Genomic DNA, 17,261 nt, shown 5'->3' on the forward strand with positions numbered 1-17,261 from the left:
CCTCTCCTATAGTTTGTTGACGGCTCCCATAATCTCACTCAATTCATCAAGCGTTAAGTCTTCATCAGTGAAATCAGATGCGCTCCATTCTCGGTTTTCTTTGCCCGTACAATGTTTAATGATGTTTTCCAGTGTCTGTTTAAAATGCCCGGCAAATGTTTGGATTGTTTTTTCTTCGAATTGCAGCCTGTTATAGATGATGTGCATGTTCAGGCACCCCGAAGAAACGGCGCCGCTGATATCCAGTGCATAAGGACGATCCCAGTTCGGGCTGATCTCATTTCCTGGCTTGATGTCAGACACCTCAAAGGCATTTGATTGAATATCCTGATCAAACTGGCCTAAATAATTAAAGCTGATTTCTGGGCTGTTTTTCTGAGAGCCCCATCTTTTGCTGATATATTTCAGCACGCCGTAGCCCGCGCCTTTATGCGGTATACGGTGCAGCATATCTTTTGTCTGTTTAATAAGGTGGCCCAGCCGCTCTTCTTTGTCCTTATGATCGGAATCTCTCATATCAAGCCACACAGGATAAATGGAGGTGAACCAGCCAACAGTTCTGCTAATATCGATGTCCTCAAGATATGATTCCCTTCCATGGCCCTCCATGCTGATTTTAAATTGGTTATTTCCCGTCCATTTCTGCAAAGCAAGACCTAAAGCTGTCAGAAGGATATCATTCATCTCCGTGCTGTAAGCTTTATGTGCAGCCGTTAGTAGTAATTCTGTGTGATGGCGAGATAGCTCAAAATCAATCACTTCTGTATCTTTGAATGTGTTAGATGATGCGTCATTGTCTTTTGGAATAGGCTGGATGTGACGGTTCTCGCACTCATCCCAGTACGCTGCTTCGCGCTGCACCTGGCGACTTTTAGAGTAGTCAGCTATTCTTTGTGAATACGTTAAATATGAATCTGTTTTTTGCGGCAGTTTAATAGATTCTCCTGAGACTGCCTGTTTGTAAGCCGCTGAAAAATCCTCGAACAAAATGCGCCAGGAAACCGCATCAACAACTAAGTGATGAATCGTCAGAAATAAATGGTCACCATTCTCGGTTCTAAACAATCCAGCGTGAAGTAAGGGGCCGGTTTCCAAACGAATATGTTCTTGCATCCGGCTGGCTGCTTCCTCAATCGTGTTCCGGGCTTCTGTTAGGCTATCCTTTACATCAAACAGTTCAAGTGCATATAGCTCCTCATCTGAAAGATCTATCCCTCTGTTTATCTGCACCTGCCTGCCATCTTCATGCCGGGATACGATTCTCAGTGCATCATGATGAGTCACAAGGCTTTTTAGTACTTTTCTAAGCGCAGCCTCATCAAATCGTTCAGCCCGGTAGATCATAACGGACTGGTTAAAATGATGGCTTTCCAGAGATTGCGAGAAAAACCACTGCTGGATAGGTGTCCAAGTAATCTCGCCTTCGACCGGGCCTTGGTCAATGGCGCGTACGTCTTTTCGAACCCGGGCGGACAGTTCACCAAGAGTCTGATGTTCAAACATCTCACGTACTGTCGTTTCAAATCCGCGCTGCTTCAGTCTGGCACAAACCTGCAGCGCTTTAATAGAGTCTCCGCCAAGCTCAAAGAAATTGGCGCTTACACCCAGCTCATCTACATTAAGAAGCTCCTCCCAAATTTCAGCCATCACCGTTTCAATCTCATTTCTAGGACTGATATCATCAGCTGTATAAGCGTGTTTTTCAGGCTCTGGCAGGGCTTTCTGATCGAGCTTTCCATTAACAGTCACCGGGATGCTGTCAATTTGTATCATACGGGCAGGCAGCATAAAGTCAGGCAAGGCGTTTTTTAGGTAAGTTCGGATGTCTGATATATTCGCAGCCTGTTGATCTTTTATCACCATATATGCATATATAGCTGTTTGCCCTTGCTCGTCTGCTCTGGTAATGACAGCCGCCTCTTTAATCATTGGATACTGAAGAAGTGCCGCTTGGATTTCGCCTAACTCAATACGGTGCCCTCTGACTTTCACCTGCTCATCAATGCGGCCTAAGTATTCCAGCTCGCCATTTGACAGGCGCTTAGCAAGATCTCCTGTTCGGTATAATCTGTCTCCCGGAAGATAAGGATTGGATACAAAACGGTCAGCGGTCAGCTCATCTCTGTTGAGATATCCCCGTGCCACACCTTCTCCGCCTATATACAGCTCCCCTGGAACTCCGATCGGCTGCAGATTCATATGAGCATCCATCACATAAGCCTGCAGAGTAGAAAGAGGCCGGCCGATATTACTTTTATTTTTTGCAATGTCTGCTGCGGACAATTTTTTGAATGTTACATGGACCGTTGTTTCTGTAATACCGTACATATTAATCAAATCAGTATGAGGATATTTTTCATTCCAGCTTTGAAGCAATCCGGGCTGTAAGGCTTCGCCGCCAAAAATCACATAGCGGATGTTTAAATGATCTGTATGATTTTGGTCTTCAAGCATCAAGCCGTAAAAAGCAGTCGGGGTCTGATTGAGTACAGTGACGCGCTCTTTTTTTAACAATAAACGGAATGCATGGGGGTCACGGGCTGTTTCTTTAGAGACCACGACTAATGTACCTCCGTTCAATAACGCACCGAACATCTCCCATACAGAGAAATCAAAGCAATAAGAATGAAATAACGTCCAGATGTCTTCATGGTTAAATTCAAAAGGCAGGTTTTGATGCTTCAAGAGACTGATCACATTGCGGTGCTCGACTATGACTCCCTTTGGCTGGCCAGTCGTTCCAGATGTGTATATCACGTATGCGGGCTGATCTGTTACTATTTCTTGAATGTTTACATCAGCCGGAATTGAGTCGTTTTCACATTCATCGATATACAAAATATGCCCGGTGTAGTCTGCAGGTTTGTTTTGACCGCGCTCTGTCAGCAGCCGTTTTGCTCCGCTGTCATTGAGCATAAAGCTAATACGCTCCTTGGGATATTCAGGATCAATCGGCAAATAGGCCCCTCCAGCTTTTAAAATCGATAAAATGCCAATGATCATATCAGGTGACCGATCGAGCATCAGACCGACGATATCGCCAGTTCTGACCCCTTGTTTGATCAGCATAGCAGCTGCCAGCTCGGCTTTTTCATTCAGGTCTTGATACGTAAGCTGAGAATGGCCGCAAACCACTGCGATATGCTCCGGATGCTGAGCGGCTTGCTTTTCAAATAAGCTTACTATATTTTCATTTCTCGGATAAGCCGCATACTGTCCCATTTTTTCAAGGAGCAACCTACGCTCTGCAGCAGGAAGCAATTGCATGTCCGAAATTCTCATCTCGGTATCCGCCGTTACCCCTTTCACCAATTCAATAAAATAGGATGCCCACTGCGTAATGGTTTCTTCTTCAAAAAGAGCAGTGCTGTATTCAAAACGGCAGCGTATTCCACTCGGATGCTCCTCAGCGTGTAATGTTAAATCGAATTTAGATATATCATGTTTAGGAGTGACAGACGAAATCGACAGACCAGGCACTTCGAACCGGAAATCTTCACTGCTCTGAAGCACAAGCATCGCATCGAACAGCGGGTTGCGATTTACCTCTCGATTTGTATCGAGCTTATCTGCCAGCTCCTCAAAAGGATAATCCTGATGCTCGTAAGCGGTCAGAGCCAGGTGGCGAATGTCCTGCAAATAGGAGCTGAACGTTTTGTGGCCCTCGGGCTTGCTGCGCATCGCCAATGTATTGACGAACATTCCGATGACGCGCTCCAGATCAGCGTGCGGTCTTCCGGCAGCAGGCGAACCGACAACAATATCCTCTTGCCCGCTTAGCTTAGATAACAAAATAGAATAGACAGCCAGAAGAATCATATACAATGTTGTTCCCGTTTCAGCCATTAAACGGTGCAGCTCATCAGCCATGTCTTTATCAATGTTGACTTCAATTGTTCCACCGCTGAAATCAGGGAGACGCGGCCTTGTTTTATCAAGCGGTAATTCTAGTGTAGGAAGACTCCCGCCAAGCTGACCGAGCCAGTAGGCCTCCTGTTTTTTGTATAGCTCTTTCGGGTAGTTCTCTTGCTGCCAAACAGCAAAATCCTTATAATGCAGGTTTAAAGCTGGCAGCTCTTTTCCGCAATATAAGTCAGTAAATTCTTGGACAAGAGTGCTCATCGAGACACCGTCGGCAATAATATGGTGCATATCGAGCAGCAAAAATCCGCGATTATTGCCCATTGTAATGACACATGCTCTAAAAAGCGGACCGGATGATAGATCAAACGGTTTGATAAAGGTCTCGATTGCAGACTCAAGCATTTGTTCTGACTCCATTTCAAGCTCTTTTAGATCAAAAGCCATCTCTGGATAAATGATCTGCACAGGCTCGTCTCTGTTAAGCACAAAAACAGTCCGTAATGCTTCATGCCGATTCACAAGTTCTGTGAGAACGCTTCTCAACCGCTGGCGATTCAGATTTCCGCGTAATTCAAGTACAGCTGGCATGTTGTAGCCTGTGCTGTCATCTGCCAGCTGATGAAGAGCATATAATCGTTTTTGCGAGAAAGACAGCGGATAGACATCTCTTTGATCCGCAGGTTCAATCTGTGTAAAAGCGTGTTCTTTTAAGCTCATCAATTTGACCGCCATGCTTTCAACCGTCGGATAAGAAAACACCTCACTGAGCGGCAGCTCGACATTAAGCTTTTTATGTATTCTTGATACCAGTGCGGCCGCTTTTAAGGACTGTCCGCCTAACTGAAAGAAATCATCACGAATGCCGATGTGCTGTTTATTCAGCACATCTTCCCAAATATGTGCGAGATCAGCTTCGATTAAGGTTCGGGGCGCCATATATGTGACACTCGTATTGTTTTCTGGTTCAGGAAGCGCAAACCTGTCAAGCTTGCCGCTGGATGTTAATGGCATCCGGCTGATGTTGATAATACTTGCTGGGATCATATAGGACGGCAATGTCCCGGCAAGATGCTGATACAAATCTGGGAGGCTGTTTCCCTTTTCCGGAACGATATAAGCAACGAGCTCCTTTTCCTCAGCAGAAACATCACGGGCCAGTACCGCTGCTTCTTTTACCCCCGGTGCTTGTCGAAGAACTGTTTCAATCTCTCTCAGTTCAATACGATAACCCCTAATTTTCACTTGATCATCAAAACGTCCAATATATTCAATCGTTCCATCAGGCAAAAAGCGGCCTGCATCACCTGTTCGGTATAAACGCTCCCCTTCAAGGAATGGATGATCGGAGAATGCTTTCTGTGTCAGCTCTTGCTGTTTGTAGTATCCTCTCGCAAGACCCGCGCCGGAAATACACAGTTCACCCGCCGCGCCGATCGGCTGCATTTGATTTCCGTGCAAAACAAATACTTTTGTGTTTCTGATCGGGTGTCCGATTGTGATCCTCTCTTTTTCATTCAGATGCCGCAATATTGTTGTTGCCACACTGTTTTCTGTGGGCCCGTATTCATTTGCCAGTTCAGCATAAGGACAAATCATTTGACTCAACTCAAGCAGATCAGGCGTGACCGCTTCACCCGCAAATGTAACAATACGAAGACTTTTTGCATCGTCAGCAGTCATCACTTCCAATAACACCCTGTACAGGGAAGGAACAATGATCATGTGGCTGACCTTATAACGGGCTATTTTTCGCTTAAGGGCCAGCACATCCTTCGCTTCGTCATCTGTTGTCAGCAGTACGCACGCACCAGATAAAAGCGGGGTAAATAAGCTCGTTACACAGCCGTCAAACACGTACGAAAACAAATGGAGGGATATATCCTGTTCGGTCATGCTATACTCTTCCCGTCTCCATTGCAATGTATTGGCAATACCGTGATGATCAACTAAAACCCCTTTAGGGCGCCCCGTCGTTCCCGACGTATAGATCAAGTAGGCTAGATCACCTGGGGGCATATTTGGCGCTTCTGTTTGGTAACTTTCTGTATGTTCTATCGTTATCGTATTTCCTTCATAGGACGGAGGGATCAAGGAAATAAGGTCTTCTTCTATCAGTAATTGAGCCGCTTGACTGTCCTTCAGCAGGAAAGAAAGACGTTCTGCTGGAAAATGTGGATCAAGCGGCATATAAGCGCCGCCTGCTTTCCAAATCCCAAGCAAAGCTGCAGGCATTTCCATTGACCGGCCCATCATCACAGCCACGATATCTCCAGATCTAACGCCTTTTTCTATCAGGGCGTGCGCAATCTGATTGGCTCTTATATTTAATTGGCGATAGGTCCAGCAATCGTCTCCCATTTTTAATGCAGCCGCTTCAGGTGTTTTGCGGGCTTGTTCCTCGAACAATTGGGGTATCGTTTTGTTCACATAAGGACGCTCAGTTTCGTTAAACGATTGGATAACCTGTTGCTCCTCCGGCGGCACGATATTGATGTCACTGACGGCAACATCGGGATTTGTCAAAATGCAATCCAGTGCTTGCTTTAGATGCCCCTGAATCCTCAGCATCTCCTCCCGCTCGTAAACGTCTGCGTTGTAGCTGAATTTGATATAAAATGATTCTCCCGGAACGATAACGATATTAAAGTCGTAATTGGTTTGTTCCGACATTGAAATGTCACTCAGCTTCAGAGCGCCTTCGTCATTTTCACTCTCCACGCTTAATGCCTGATGAAGCTGTACAGGGTAATTTTCAAAAACAAAAATATGATCGATCAACCCTTGCTTCAATGGACTATGGTTTTGAATTTCATAAAGCGGATAATACCCATGCTGTTCAGATGATAAAATATCCTCCTGCACGGCTTTGACCAGCGAAGAAAACGTTATGCCTTCCGCAGATCGGATTCGCACTGGAACAGTATTGATAAACAAGCCGACCATTGATTCAATCCCGTCAATCGCTGACGGGCGTCCCGAAATGACGGACCCAAAAACGGCATCATCTGCAGCATTATATCGATGGAGCAGCACGCCCCAAATACTCATAAACAACGTGTTTAATGTCACTCCCCAGTTTTGGGCAGCCTCTGTCAGTTTCTCAACCATTTCCTGCGCTAATGAAAAGCTGATCTGGTCGGCTTTATAATCCCCGTCTGCCGTACGGCGCTTTATTCGGGGAATAGAAGCAGTATTGCCGTACTCCTTCAAATATTCGCTCCAGTAGGCAGCGGTCTCTTCTTGATCTTGTTCTCCGAGCCATTCAATATAACGGCTGTACGGCACCGTGCTGCCAAGCTGTACAGGTGAGTTATTTTTGAGCGAATCATACATGCTGAAAAACTCTTTAAGAATAATGCCGAGACACCACCCATCCATGATGATATGGTGATGTGTCCAGACACATGTATATTGGCTGTCTCCTCTATCAAAAAGGGCAAGACGCATTAAAGGATCTTTTTGCAAATCAAATCCTTTTTCCCGATCCTTAGTCATAAAAGCATCAATCAGCGTCTGCTGTTCTTGATCAGCCAGGCGAGAAATATCTTCTCTATATACTGTCAATTCCCGGTTTGATAAGACTACCTGCTGCGGACCTGTAAGATCTGGTACTTCTTTAATGAAAATCGTTCTGAAAATATCATATCTAGAAACAAGAAGGTTTAAGCTCTTTTGAAACGAGTCGACGCATAGATTCCCTGTGATCGTAAACGAGGTCTGTTCGATATATGCTTTCGAGCTGAAATCCATTAGTGAATGAAACAGCATTCCTTCCTGCATGTGCGATAACGGATAAATATCTTGAATTTGTGCCGATTGTGCCATCAATTCCACACACCTTTTCAAAAGTTAAAGATCTTTCACGAGATCTTCGATGCTAGATAATGCAGACAACGTTAATTCCTTATTGCTGAAATCGCTCAATGTTTTTTCGCGTGCTTTTTTCTGCGAACAATGCTCAATCGTCTCGATAAGATGCCTGTGAAAACGATCCATAAAGCACTCAATTGAGTGTTTGCTGAACGCCTGGGTGTATACCGCTTTTACTTGAAGCCGTCCGTCCGTAATGAGAGCATTGATGTCTAGCTCATACTCTCGTTCTCTCTCACCCGCTATTTCGTAACGGGGCTGGTAATATGATAATTGAAACGTATCAGCTTCTTTCTCTTCGCTAAATTGACCGAGATAATTAAAGCTGACCTCAGGCTCTTTATGCCGCAGTTCTCCTATGTGTGTTAACAATCCGTATCCAGTTCCTTTGTTCGGCACTCTTCTCAGCATATCTTTTGTCGTCTTAATTCGGTATGCGAGCTGATCCTCGAAAGGCTCGGGAATAACCATGTCTAGCAAAATAGGATAAATGGAGGTAAACCATCCAACGGTCCTTGAAATATCAATGTTTGGCACATGCCCTTCTCTGCCGTGTCCCTCAGTGCTGATCACGATTTGGTCATGCCCAGTCCATTCAGAAAGCGCCATTCCTAAAGCCATAAGCAAAAGTTCGTTGGCATCAGTACCATAGGCTTGCTGGGTTTCAAACAGCAATTTTTCAGTCCAGTCCCCGGATAGTACAAACGCTGCTGCGTCGCTGTTCATTTGGAGTCTGTCCGGCACATTTTCTATGTCCTTAGGAAGAAAAGCAGTGTGAGCGTCTAAAATCGTTTGCCAATACGTTTTCTCTGAAAGCAATTGTTTACTTTCAGCTATTTGGGTAAGACCATCGGCGTAGGATAAATAAGAATCCGTTTTTGGCGGTAATTGGATTTCTTTCTTTTCTAAAGCCTGTTGATATGCTGTAGCTAAATCTTCAAGCAGAATTCTCCAAGAAACGCCATCTATCACAAGATGATGAAGTGCAATCAGCAAATGATCCCCTTCTGCCGTTTTAAACAAACCTGCTTGCAGCAAAGGCCCTTTTTCTACATTCATTTTGCTTTGAATGACGGTTTCCTCAGCGGCAAGTTTTTCATCAAGATGAGCCCTTTCCAGCGATGCTTTTGTCCAATCTGAAATATAAAGGCCAAACAGTTCATGATCCTTGTGATTGATTCCGCGATTAAACTGAATGACATGGCCGTTTTGGTCACGTTGGAAAATCATGCGAATGGCATCATGATGCTCGGTTATTTTACGCAGCGCTAGATGAAGCGCGTTAGCATTGAATCCTTTTTCACTGAAAAGCATGACGGACTGGTTGTAATGATAGTGAAAAGCATGTACCTGTCCGAAAAATCTTCGCTGAATCGGGGTGAGTTCAGCTTCACCTTCCGCAGGTCCCTGGTCCGCTTGAGATGCCAATGGTGTGATATGTCCGCATAGTTCCTGAATCGTTGAATAACGGAATAAGTCGCGTATTGTCATGCTCCAGCCTTCAGCTGCCAGACGTGCTGCCACTTGTAATGCTTTAATTGAGTCTCCGCCAAGCTCAAAAAAGGAATCGTGAATGCCGACTCGTGACATGCTCAGTACATCTTCCCATATATACGCCATCGTTTTTTGTATGTCGTTAACTGGTGCGGTATATGGACGCGATAACACATTATTTGGAGCCGGCAAGGCATTTCTGTCCAGCTTTCCGTTTAGGGTCAGCGGCATGTTTTCTAAAGGAATCAGATGTGCAGGAATCATATACGCTGGCAGCTCCTTTGTTAAAGCAGCACGGAGAGCATTCGTATTGATGTCTGAAGGCACAATATATGCTGCCAAACCAGCCTGTCCATTTTTATCATGCTGAACGGCAACAGCAGCTTCTCTGACAAGCCCCGTTTGAAGCAGAACACTTTCAATTTCTTCTGTTTCAATTCTGTATCCATTTATCTTTACTTGATAATCCATTCGGCCAAGAAGCCTGATCGTTCCGTTTGGAAGCCAGCATGCTCGATCACCGGTTCTGTACAGCCTTTCTCCAGAGACAAATGGATTTTCTGTAAATTTCATTTGCGTTAAGTCAGGTTTATGATGATAGCCTTTCGCAACACCTGCCCCGCCGATGCACAGCTCGCCGGCAACACCGATCGGCTGAATTTGATCAGTCTGGCTGAGTACGTACATGTGTACATTCGGCAGCGGGCTGCCGATTGGTACGTTATCTCCCGTACACTCTCCACCCATACTGGTTTCATAGAAACTCGAATCAATGGTTGCCTCTGTGACACCATAGCTATTAATGATGCGCATGCTTTGGCCAAAGCGATCTGTCAATGTTTTGAAATCTTGAGCTTTCACCATGTCGGAACCAAGGATCAGCATGTCTAAGTCAGGAAGCTTGAACTGGTTACGGTATACATACTCCATCACCGGGATAATGAGAGCCGGTGTCGACTCCATCACCGTGATTCTCTGAGAGTTCATGATTTTATATATTTCAGCAGGTTCCAGCCGTGTTTCATCTGGGCAAACGATTAGAGTCCCGCCGTTGGTCAATGTTCTCGCCAAATCTCCTGAGAAGACATCGAATGAAAAGCTCGCGATTTGAAGCAGTCTGACAGGCTTCCGATCCAGTTCATAAATTTGACGCCAAGCAAGAGCAGCATGAGTAAAGTTCTGATAGGTGACAATAACACCTTTAGGCGCACCCGTCGTTCCTGACGTATAAATGATATATACCGGCTCTTCAGGAGCAGGAGATAAGTTAAGGTTGCAGTTACTTTCTTCATAAGTGCTTTCATCGTCAAGGCAGATATGAGACATCTCAGATTCAGGCAAGTTTGAAATCAAATGCTTCAATTCCTGCTGTGAAAGTAGAATATCTGCCCCGCTATCACGAAGAATATATTCAATACGGGCTTTTGGATAATGTGAATCGATTGGGATATACACTCCGCCAGCTTTCATCACTGCCAGCACTCCAACAATTGCATCAATGGACCGCTTGGCTAAAACAGCCACAGTTGGCTTCGGTCCTTTTCTGTTTTGCAATGTTCGTGCCAGACGATTGGCTCTTTCATTTAGAAGCCGATAGCTAATCTCTGTTTCGTTATCAATAACAGCTATATGTTCTGGAATTTCTTCAGCTTTCGCTTCAAATATGCGATGAAAAGGAACATCTTTTTGAGCAAATTCAACCTGAGTTTTGTTGAATTCAAAGACTATTTTTTGTTTTTCTTTATCACTAAGTATGTTTATTTGTGCAAGGCTTGTTTCAGGGGTTGAAAGTGCCGCATGCAGAAATTGGATAAAATGATCAGCCCACCGTTCAATCGTAGCTTTTAGGAATACTTCGGTACTAAATTCCATTTCGCAGCAAATAGATCCATTTATCTCCGTAGCTATTAATGTGATATCAAATAAAGAAATGTGATGTGCGAAATTGGCAGGCCGGACTTTTATTTCTCTCAGATCTATGTCCTGTTTTTCCACATTTTGAAGGATAAACATCGCATCAAACACTGGGTTCCGGCTCATATCCCGTGTCAATTCAAGCTTATCGACAAGCTCTTCGAACGGGTAATCTTGGTGCTCAAAGGCTTCCAATGCTGTCTCACGCACTTCCTGCAAATACTGTACGAATGGCTTCCCGCCCTCCGGGCGCGTCCGAAGCGCCAGCGTGTTCACAAACATGCCGAGTATCGGCTCAAGATCCTTGTGCGGACGGCCGGCAATTGGCGAGCCGACGATGATATCCTCCTGTCCGCTTAAGCGTGACAAGAACGTGGTGTAAGCCGCAAGGAGCACCATGTACAGTGTGCTTCCGTTTTCTCGTGCCAGCTTGTGAAGGCCTGATGCCACCTCTGGTTCCAGCGTAAATGAGACCTTGTCACCCGCGAAGCTTCGCACCGGCGGGCGGGCATGATCAGCCGGAAGATCCAGCACAGGCAGCTCGCCCTCGAGCTGCTTCAGCCAGTACGCCTCCTGCGTTTTGTACGCATCTCCTGTTTTAAATCCTTCTTGCCATACGGCATAATCTTTATATTGAATGCGCAGTGCCGGAAGCTTCCGATTATTGTACAGCTCGCCGAATTCCCGAATCAGAATGTTGACGGAAACACCGTCTGAAATGATGTGATGCATATCAACCAGCAACAGGTGCCGCTCATCTGATACCTTTACGATTTGGGCACGGAACAGCGGCGCTTGGCTGAGATCAAACGGTTTGATAAATGCGGCTGCGGCCTCCTGTTCGGTTCGTTCGCCGAGAACTGTAGTCTGTAACGTAAACGGCACCTCGTCATGGATGCGCTGCACCGGATCGCCTCCTGCGTCCTGTTCGAAGGAGGTACGAAGCGACTCGTGGCGCTTGATCAGCTCTTGGAAAGCTCTGTCCATCCTTTCAGGGTTGAGCTTCCCTTCGAGCTCTAACACAGCCGGCATATTGTAGCCTGTCCCTCCGTCTTCCAGCTGCTGAAGGACATAAATCCGCTTTTGGGCAGAGGAAACCGGATAGGTTTCCTGTTTTTCAGCGGGCTTAATCGCTTCATATGGACTGTCCGTTCCTTCACGGATAACGGCAGCCAGCCCTTCTACTGTTGGATGGGCAAACACATCTTTTAGCGGCACCTGTACATCGAATTCTTTGGCGATCCGTGAGACAAGCGCCGTTGCTTTTAAGGAATGTCCCCCGCGGTCAAAAAAGTTGTCGTGAATCCCGACAGGGCCATTTTTCAGCACGTCCTCCCATAGCTGAGAAAGTTTCATCTCAGTCACGTTTCTCGGCGCCGTGTAGGTCTCCGCATCTGCCGCTCCGCTAGGAGCTGGCAGGGCGTTTCGGTCGAGCTTTCCGCTTGGTGTAACCGGCCACTGTTCCATCTCTATCATATAGGCTGGGACCATGTAGCCCGGCAACAGTCTCTCAAGCTGCGCTCGGATTTCGTTTCTTTGGAGCCCTTCTACATAAGCGCATAATTCCGGCTCCCCGCTGTCTGTCCGTACGGTAACGGCCGCCTCTCTTACACCTTCTATATTTCTTAGTGCCGCTTCAATTTCTCCCGGCTCAATCCGGTAGCCGCGGATTTTCACCTGATCATCCGTGCGCCCGAGGAATTCAATATTCCCGTCAGGGAGCCAGCGCGCCACATCCCCTGTTTTGTACATGCGTTCCCCCGGGTAAAACGGGTCTTCTAGAAAACGCTCCTCCGTTAATGCCGGCCGATTCAAATAACCTCTGGCAACACCCGCTCCGGCAATGTACAGTTCGCCGGCGACACCAGAAGGCTGTACGGCTAAATGCGGATCTAAAACATACAAACGCGCACCGGGTACGGGCTTCCCAATCGGAATCCGCAAACGGTCCCTGTCCCGTTCTGGGTCCAACACGTAAAATGCCGCGTCTACCGTTGCTTCTGTCGGCCCGTAACCATGGATTAATGATACCTGCGGCAATACAGAAGCAAAACGGGCTGCCGTACGCGGCGCAAGCGGTTCACCTCCGGCGAATACACGCTTTAGGTTTGTCCCGTCACCGAGCGCTAACATTTCCGCTTGATCTAGAAAGCTGTTCAGCATAGCCGGAATAAAATGAGCCGTTGTCACGTTTTCCTGATGAATGGCTTGTACGATCAACGCGGGGTCTTTTTCCCAACCGGGCGGAAGCAGATACGCCGAAGCACCGGAAAGAGTCCACCAAAACAGCTGCCACACAGACGCATCAAAGGAAAAAGAGGTTTTCACCATGACAATGTCATCTTCCGAAAGCGGAAACTGGTGCTGCATGCCGGTCAGAAAAGAAACAGCCTGGCGGTGCTCAACGGCCACTCCTTTCGGCTGTCCGGTGGACCCCGACGTATAAATGACATAGGCGAGAGATCCGTCGCTAACAGAAGCAGACACATAACGTTTTACTTCTTCACGCTCAAGAGATGTCATGTCCACTTCAAGCGTTTCGCCAGAAAAGTTTGGTGCGGAGCATCCCGGCTGCGTCAGCAAGAGTGATGCCCCGCTGTCTTTCAGCATGTAGCTCAGCCGCTCCTTTGGATACGCAGGATCAAGCGGCAAATACGCCCCTCCGGCCTTCAATACAGCAAGGACAGCGATCAGCATGTCAGGTGAGCGTTCAGACAGGACACCGACGATACTTTCGTTTGTGACGCCGCGTGCCGCAAGGTGCGCAGCCAGTCGGCTGGCGTACATATCAAGCTCAGCGTATGTCAGCGAACCGCCTGAAAAGCGAATGGCCAGCCGCTCCGGTGTGGAAGCTGCCTGTTGCTCAAACAGCCCATGCAGGGTGAAAGCTTTAGGCGAAACAGCTTCCGTCTTGTTAAACTCATACAACAATTTTTGCTTTTCTCTTGTATTCGTCATATCTAATTCTCTTATAAAGCTGTGCGGATGTTGAAGGGCGTTTTCCAGTATGGTAAGCAAATGAGATTGTATTCGTTTAATATCCTCAAGAGAAAACAAGGTATTTTGATAGTCGAAATTTAATTGAATGGTTCCATTGTCTATCCGTTCTTGTATTTGAACTGAAAGCTCATTCGCAGTGTATCCGCTGAAATAAAGCGCTGTTTCATAGTCAAAATCATCTGCATTATGCCACTGAAGTGGCTGATACTGCATAGATATACCGATAAGGTTGTGTAAATCCTTCTGTTCATTTCTTAATTCATTTACAAGCAAATTATAAGGAAACCGTTGATGACGCATAACAGAAAGCTGTTCCCTGCCTATTGTGCGGACAAAGGAAAGAAAATCTGTGTCAGGATCAACCGTTATTCTGATTGGAAGAGAACTAACGAACATGCCGAGCATTTCTTTTTCAGCCTTTGACCCTCTGTTGCCATAGTAGGTGCCAATGGCAAGATCTTTTTTAGAAGTGATTCGGCTGATGCATATGTAAAATGAAGCCATAAATAAGGATATGATATTGATATTGTGTTCTTCGCAGAAGATTCGAATCGTTTGCTCTAGATCAGGTGAAAGAATGATGGTGTCTCTGGATGCAGATGTGCTCTGTTTTTGTAAGGACGTCTGGTCGGCTAACGAGTGGTATTCCAACGGGTGCTCAAAGGTTTGTGTCCAAAATAAACGGTCCTTTGCAAACCGTGGAGATTGTAGATATTGACTCTCTTTTTCGATGTAGCTCAAGTAAGAAGGTTCCGGCTGATCAGGTAAAGGATCTTTCTTTTTCATTTTTTGATAAAGATCTATAATTTGATTTCCCATCACATTTAAAGAGATTCCATCCATTATGATATGATGGAATTTCGCAAATAGCCAAACTTCATGAGAGTCAATTCTAAGGAGGTAAAATTGAAAAAGAGGCGAGTTGAACAGTTTAAATGGAATGCTCGCTTGATCCTGAATCCATTGCTCTATTTCTATCATTTCAACATTTGAAAAATCAATTATTCTAAGTGGATAATATTTATATTCAGTAAGGTGCAATCGCGGCTCAAGCTCTTCTCCTTCTAACAGCTGAAATCTAATGGCGTCGTTGCGGGAGATGGAATGATTCAGTGCTCCCTCCAGAGTATCAAGCTCAATATTGCCTTTAAATTTCACACAGGCTGTGAGATTGCAGATGCTGGTATCTGGCTCCAGCAGTTCGGTAAACCACACTCTCCTTTGGGCATGGGTTAAAGAATAAGTATGTTCGCTCAACGGATTCCCTCCAGTTCTCATAATAAGAGGATAAGAAAATGTAGAAAAAAGCAGAAAAATGACAATAAAAGAAATTATATGACTATATAATCCATATATGCACTATATTAACGGATATTTTTTAAAGTACAATAAAAAACATTAAATTTTTATAACATTTTTTTGAATATAGTATTATTTCTTTATTTTTCGTTTCTTTTTTTATCAAATTTCCGGATATAAAGTGATAAAAGTATTGTTTTACATAAGGTCTTATACACTACTTTTTAATCGGACTAATTTTCTTTTGCGCATCATTCTTCTAATTGTTGGAAGGTTCGACAAAGCGTTATTACAGACATAAAAAAACCTGTTTTCTCTTGGAAAACAGGTCTGCCGCTATTATTGATTTGCCAAAATGACAGCGATTTGATCCTCAATATCTTTTCCATCCTCTTCATCAATCAATCCATTTAGAAGAATAGAGAAAACAAGTTTTTTTCCGCTCTTTGTTTCTGCGTACCCCGATAGAGAGCTTACCGTACTGAGCGATCCGGTTTTTGCTCTTACTTTTCCTTGTGCAGGAGTGTCTTTCATGCGGTTTCTCAGCGTTCCGCCCACCATTCTGTCAGGATTGCCCGCAACAGGTAAAGAATTTAGATAAGCCGAGAACCAACTCTGATCCTGAATGTCATATAACAGCTGTGAAAGTTGATCTGAGGATACAGCATCAATATGTGAGATTCCTGATCCGTCCCTTAAGACGAGTGATTTAGAATCAACACCAAATTCCGGAAGCGTACTGTTTAACACTTCGAGCCCCTTTTCCCAGCTCCCTTCTCCTTTTTTCACTTTCCCCATCTCTTTTACGAGCACTTCGGCATGTCCGTTATTACTTAATTTCATGAACGGCACAAAAAGTTTCGATAAAGGCATTGAGCGATGAGAGAGCAGCACATCTGAAGAACTAGGTGCTTCACCCGTCTTGATGTCCCCTTTCACAGTAATACCTTGTTTTTTTAGTGACTGCTTAAATAAATCTAAGGCATATCCGGCAGGCTCCCAGACAGAAATCCATTCCTTTGTCTTGTTTGCGTCAACCGGTACGCTCCCTTCAATTGTAATCGTGTTTGTTCCATGCTCTCTTTCGATTGTGAGGTCTTTCTCTGAACCGGCAGCAGTCGTTTTAGCATCGTTCTTTATCGTTATATAATCGGTTTTCGGAGAGACAGACACGGCGGGCTCTTCCCCTTCTTTTTGATTTGGGGTGACCTCAACAATCACAGTGCCTGCATCATAGTCTTCGTTTGGAGACGCTGTTAGAGCGGAGATTGACGCGCCATAATATGTGTATTCATCGCTCCAAGGCATATCAGGTGATAATCGCATGTCATCATGCCACGTATCATCACCGATCAGATTGCCTTTAATTACTTTTACGCCGGAATGTTTCAATTTCTCAGCCATTTTGTCAAAATCAGATGGTAAAAGTGTCGGATCGCCTTTCCCTTTCAAATAAAGGTTACCATTCAGCTTTTTCCCTTTCAGTTTTCCATCCGTCCGGACCTCGGTTGTAAAAGAATAGTTCTCGCCAAGGACAGAAAGTGCCGCGGCTGCTGTCAAAAGCTTTAGAGAAGAGGCAGGCCTCATTCGGGTGTCTCCTGAATGTTCATATAGAACAGCACCTGTTTCCGCAGAGCGAACGGTGATGCCGGCCATTGCGCCTTCGAGGGCAGGATGATCAGCTAAAATCTTATCGATCTGCCCGGAAAGTGCATCTTGTTTTTCAGCGGCAAGCGCAGCCTGATGCATATAAGGCACCGAAGCAACGACGAAAAGCAGTAAAACAGCAACATAAAGCTTTATGCTTTTTTTCATTAATT

Annotated in this window: 3 protein-coding genes; all 3 read right to left on the reverse strand. The window is 45.4% G+C overall.

The genetic code is table 11. The annotated features are described in order from the left end of the window. Positions 1–6: 6 nt before the first annotated feature. The 3 genes from ppsB to dacB all read right to left on the reverse strand — a co-directional run bounded on the left by ppsB (position 7) and on the right by dacB (position 17,256). A complete protein-coding gene (ppsB, locus tag NSQ83_RS10085; protein ID WP_198879175.1) occupies positions 7–7,689 on the reverse strand; it encodes a plipastatin non-ribosomal peptide synthetase PpsB in 7,683 nt (2,560 codons plus the stop codon). A gap of 24 nt (positions 7,690–7,713) precedes the next feature. Next, positions 7,714–15,399 (reverse strand): plipastatin non-ribosomal peptide synthetase PpsA, encoded by a 7,686-nt coding sequence (ppsA, locus tag NSQ83_RS10090; RefSeq protein ID WP_204551504.1) that lies wholly within the window; start codon positions 15,397–15,399, stop codon positions 7,714–7,716. A 381-nt stretch (positions 15,400–15,780) separates the two neighbouring features. Then, positions 15,781–17,256: a D-alanyl-D-alanine carboxypeptidase/D-alanyl-D-alanine-endopeptidase gene (gene dacB, locus NSQ83_RS10095; protein ID WP_173614124.1), complete on the reverse strand. Its 1,476-nt coding sequence runs from the start codon at positions 17,254–17,256 to the stop codon at positions 15,781–15,783. Between the last annotated feature and the right edge of the window lie 5 nt (positions 17,257–17,261).

Source organism: Bacillus sp. PS217 (genome assembly GCF_037963535.1).
Lineage (GTDB): Bacteria > Bacillota > Bacilli > Bacillales > Bacillaceae > Bacillus > Bacillus subtilis.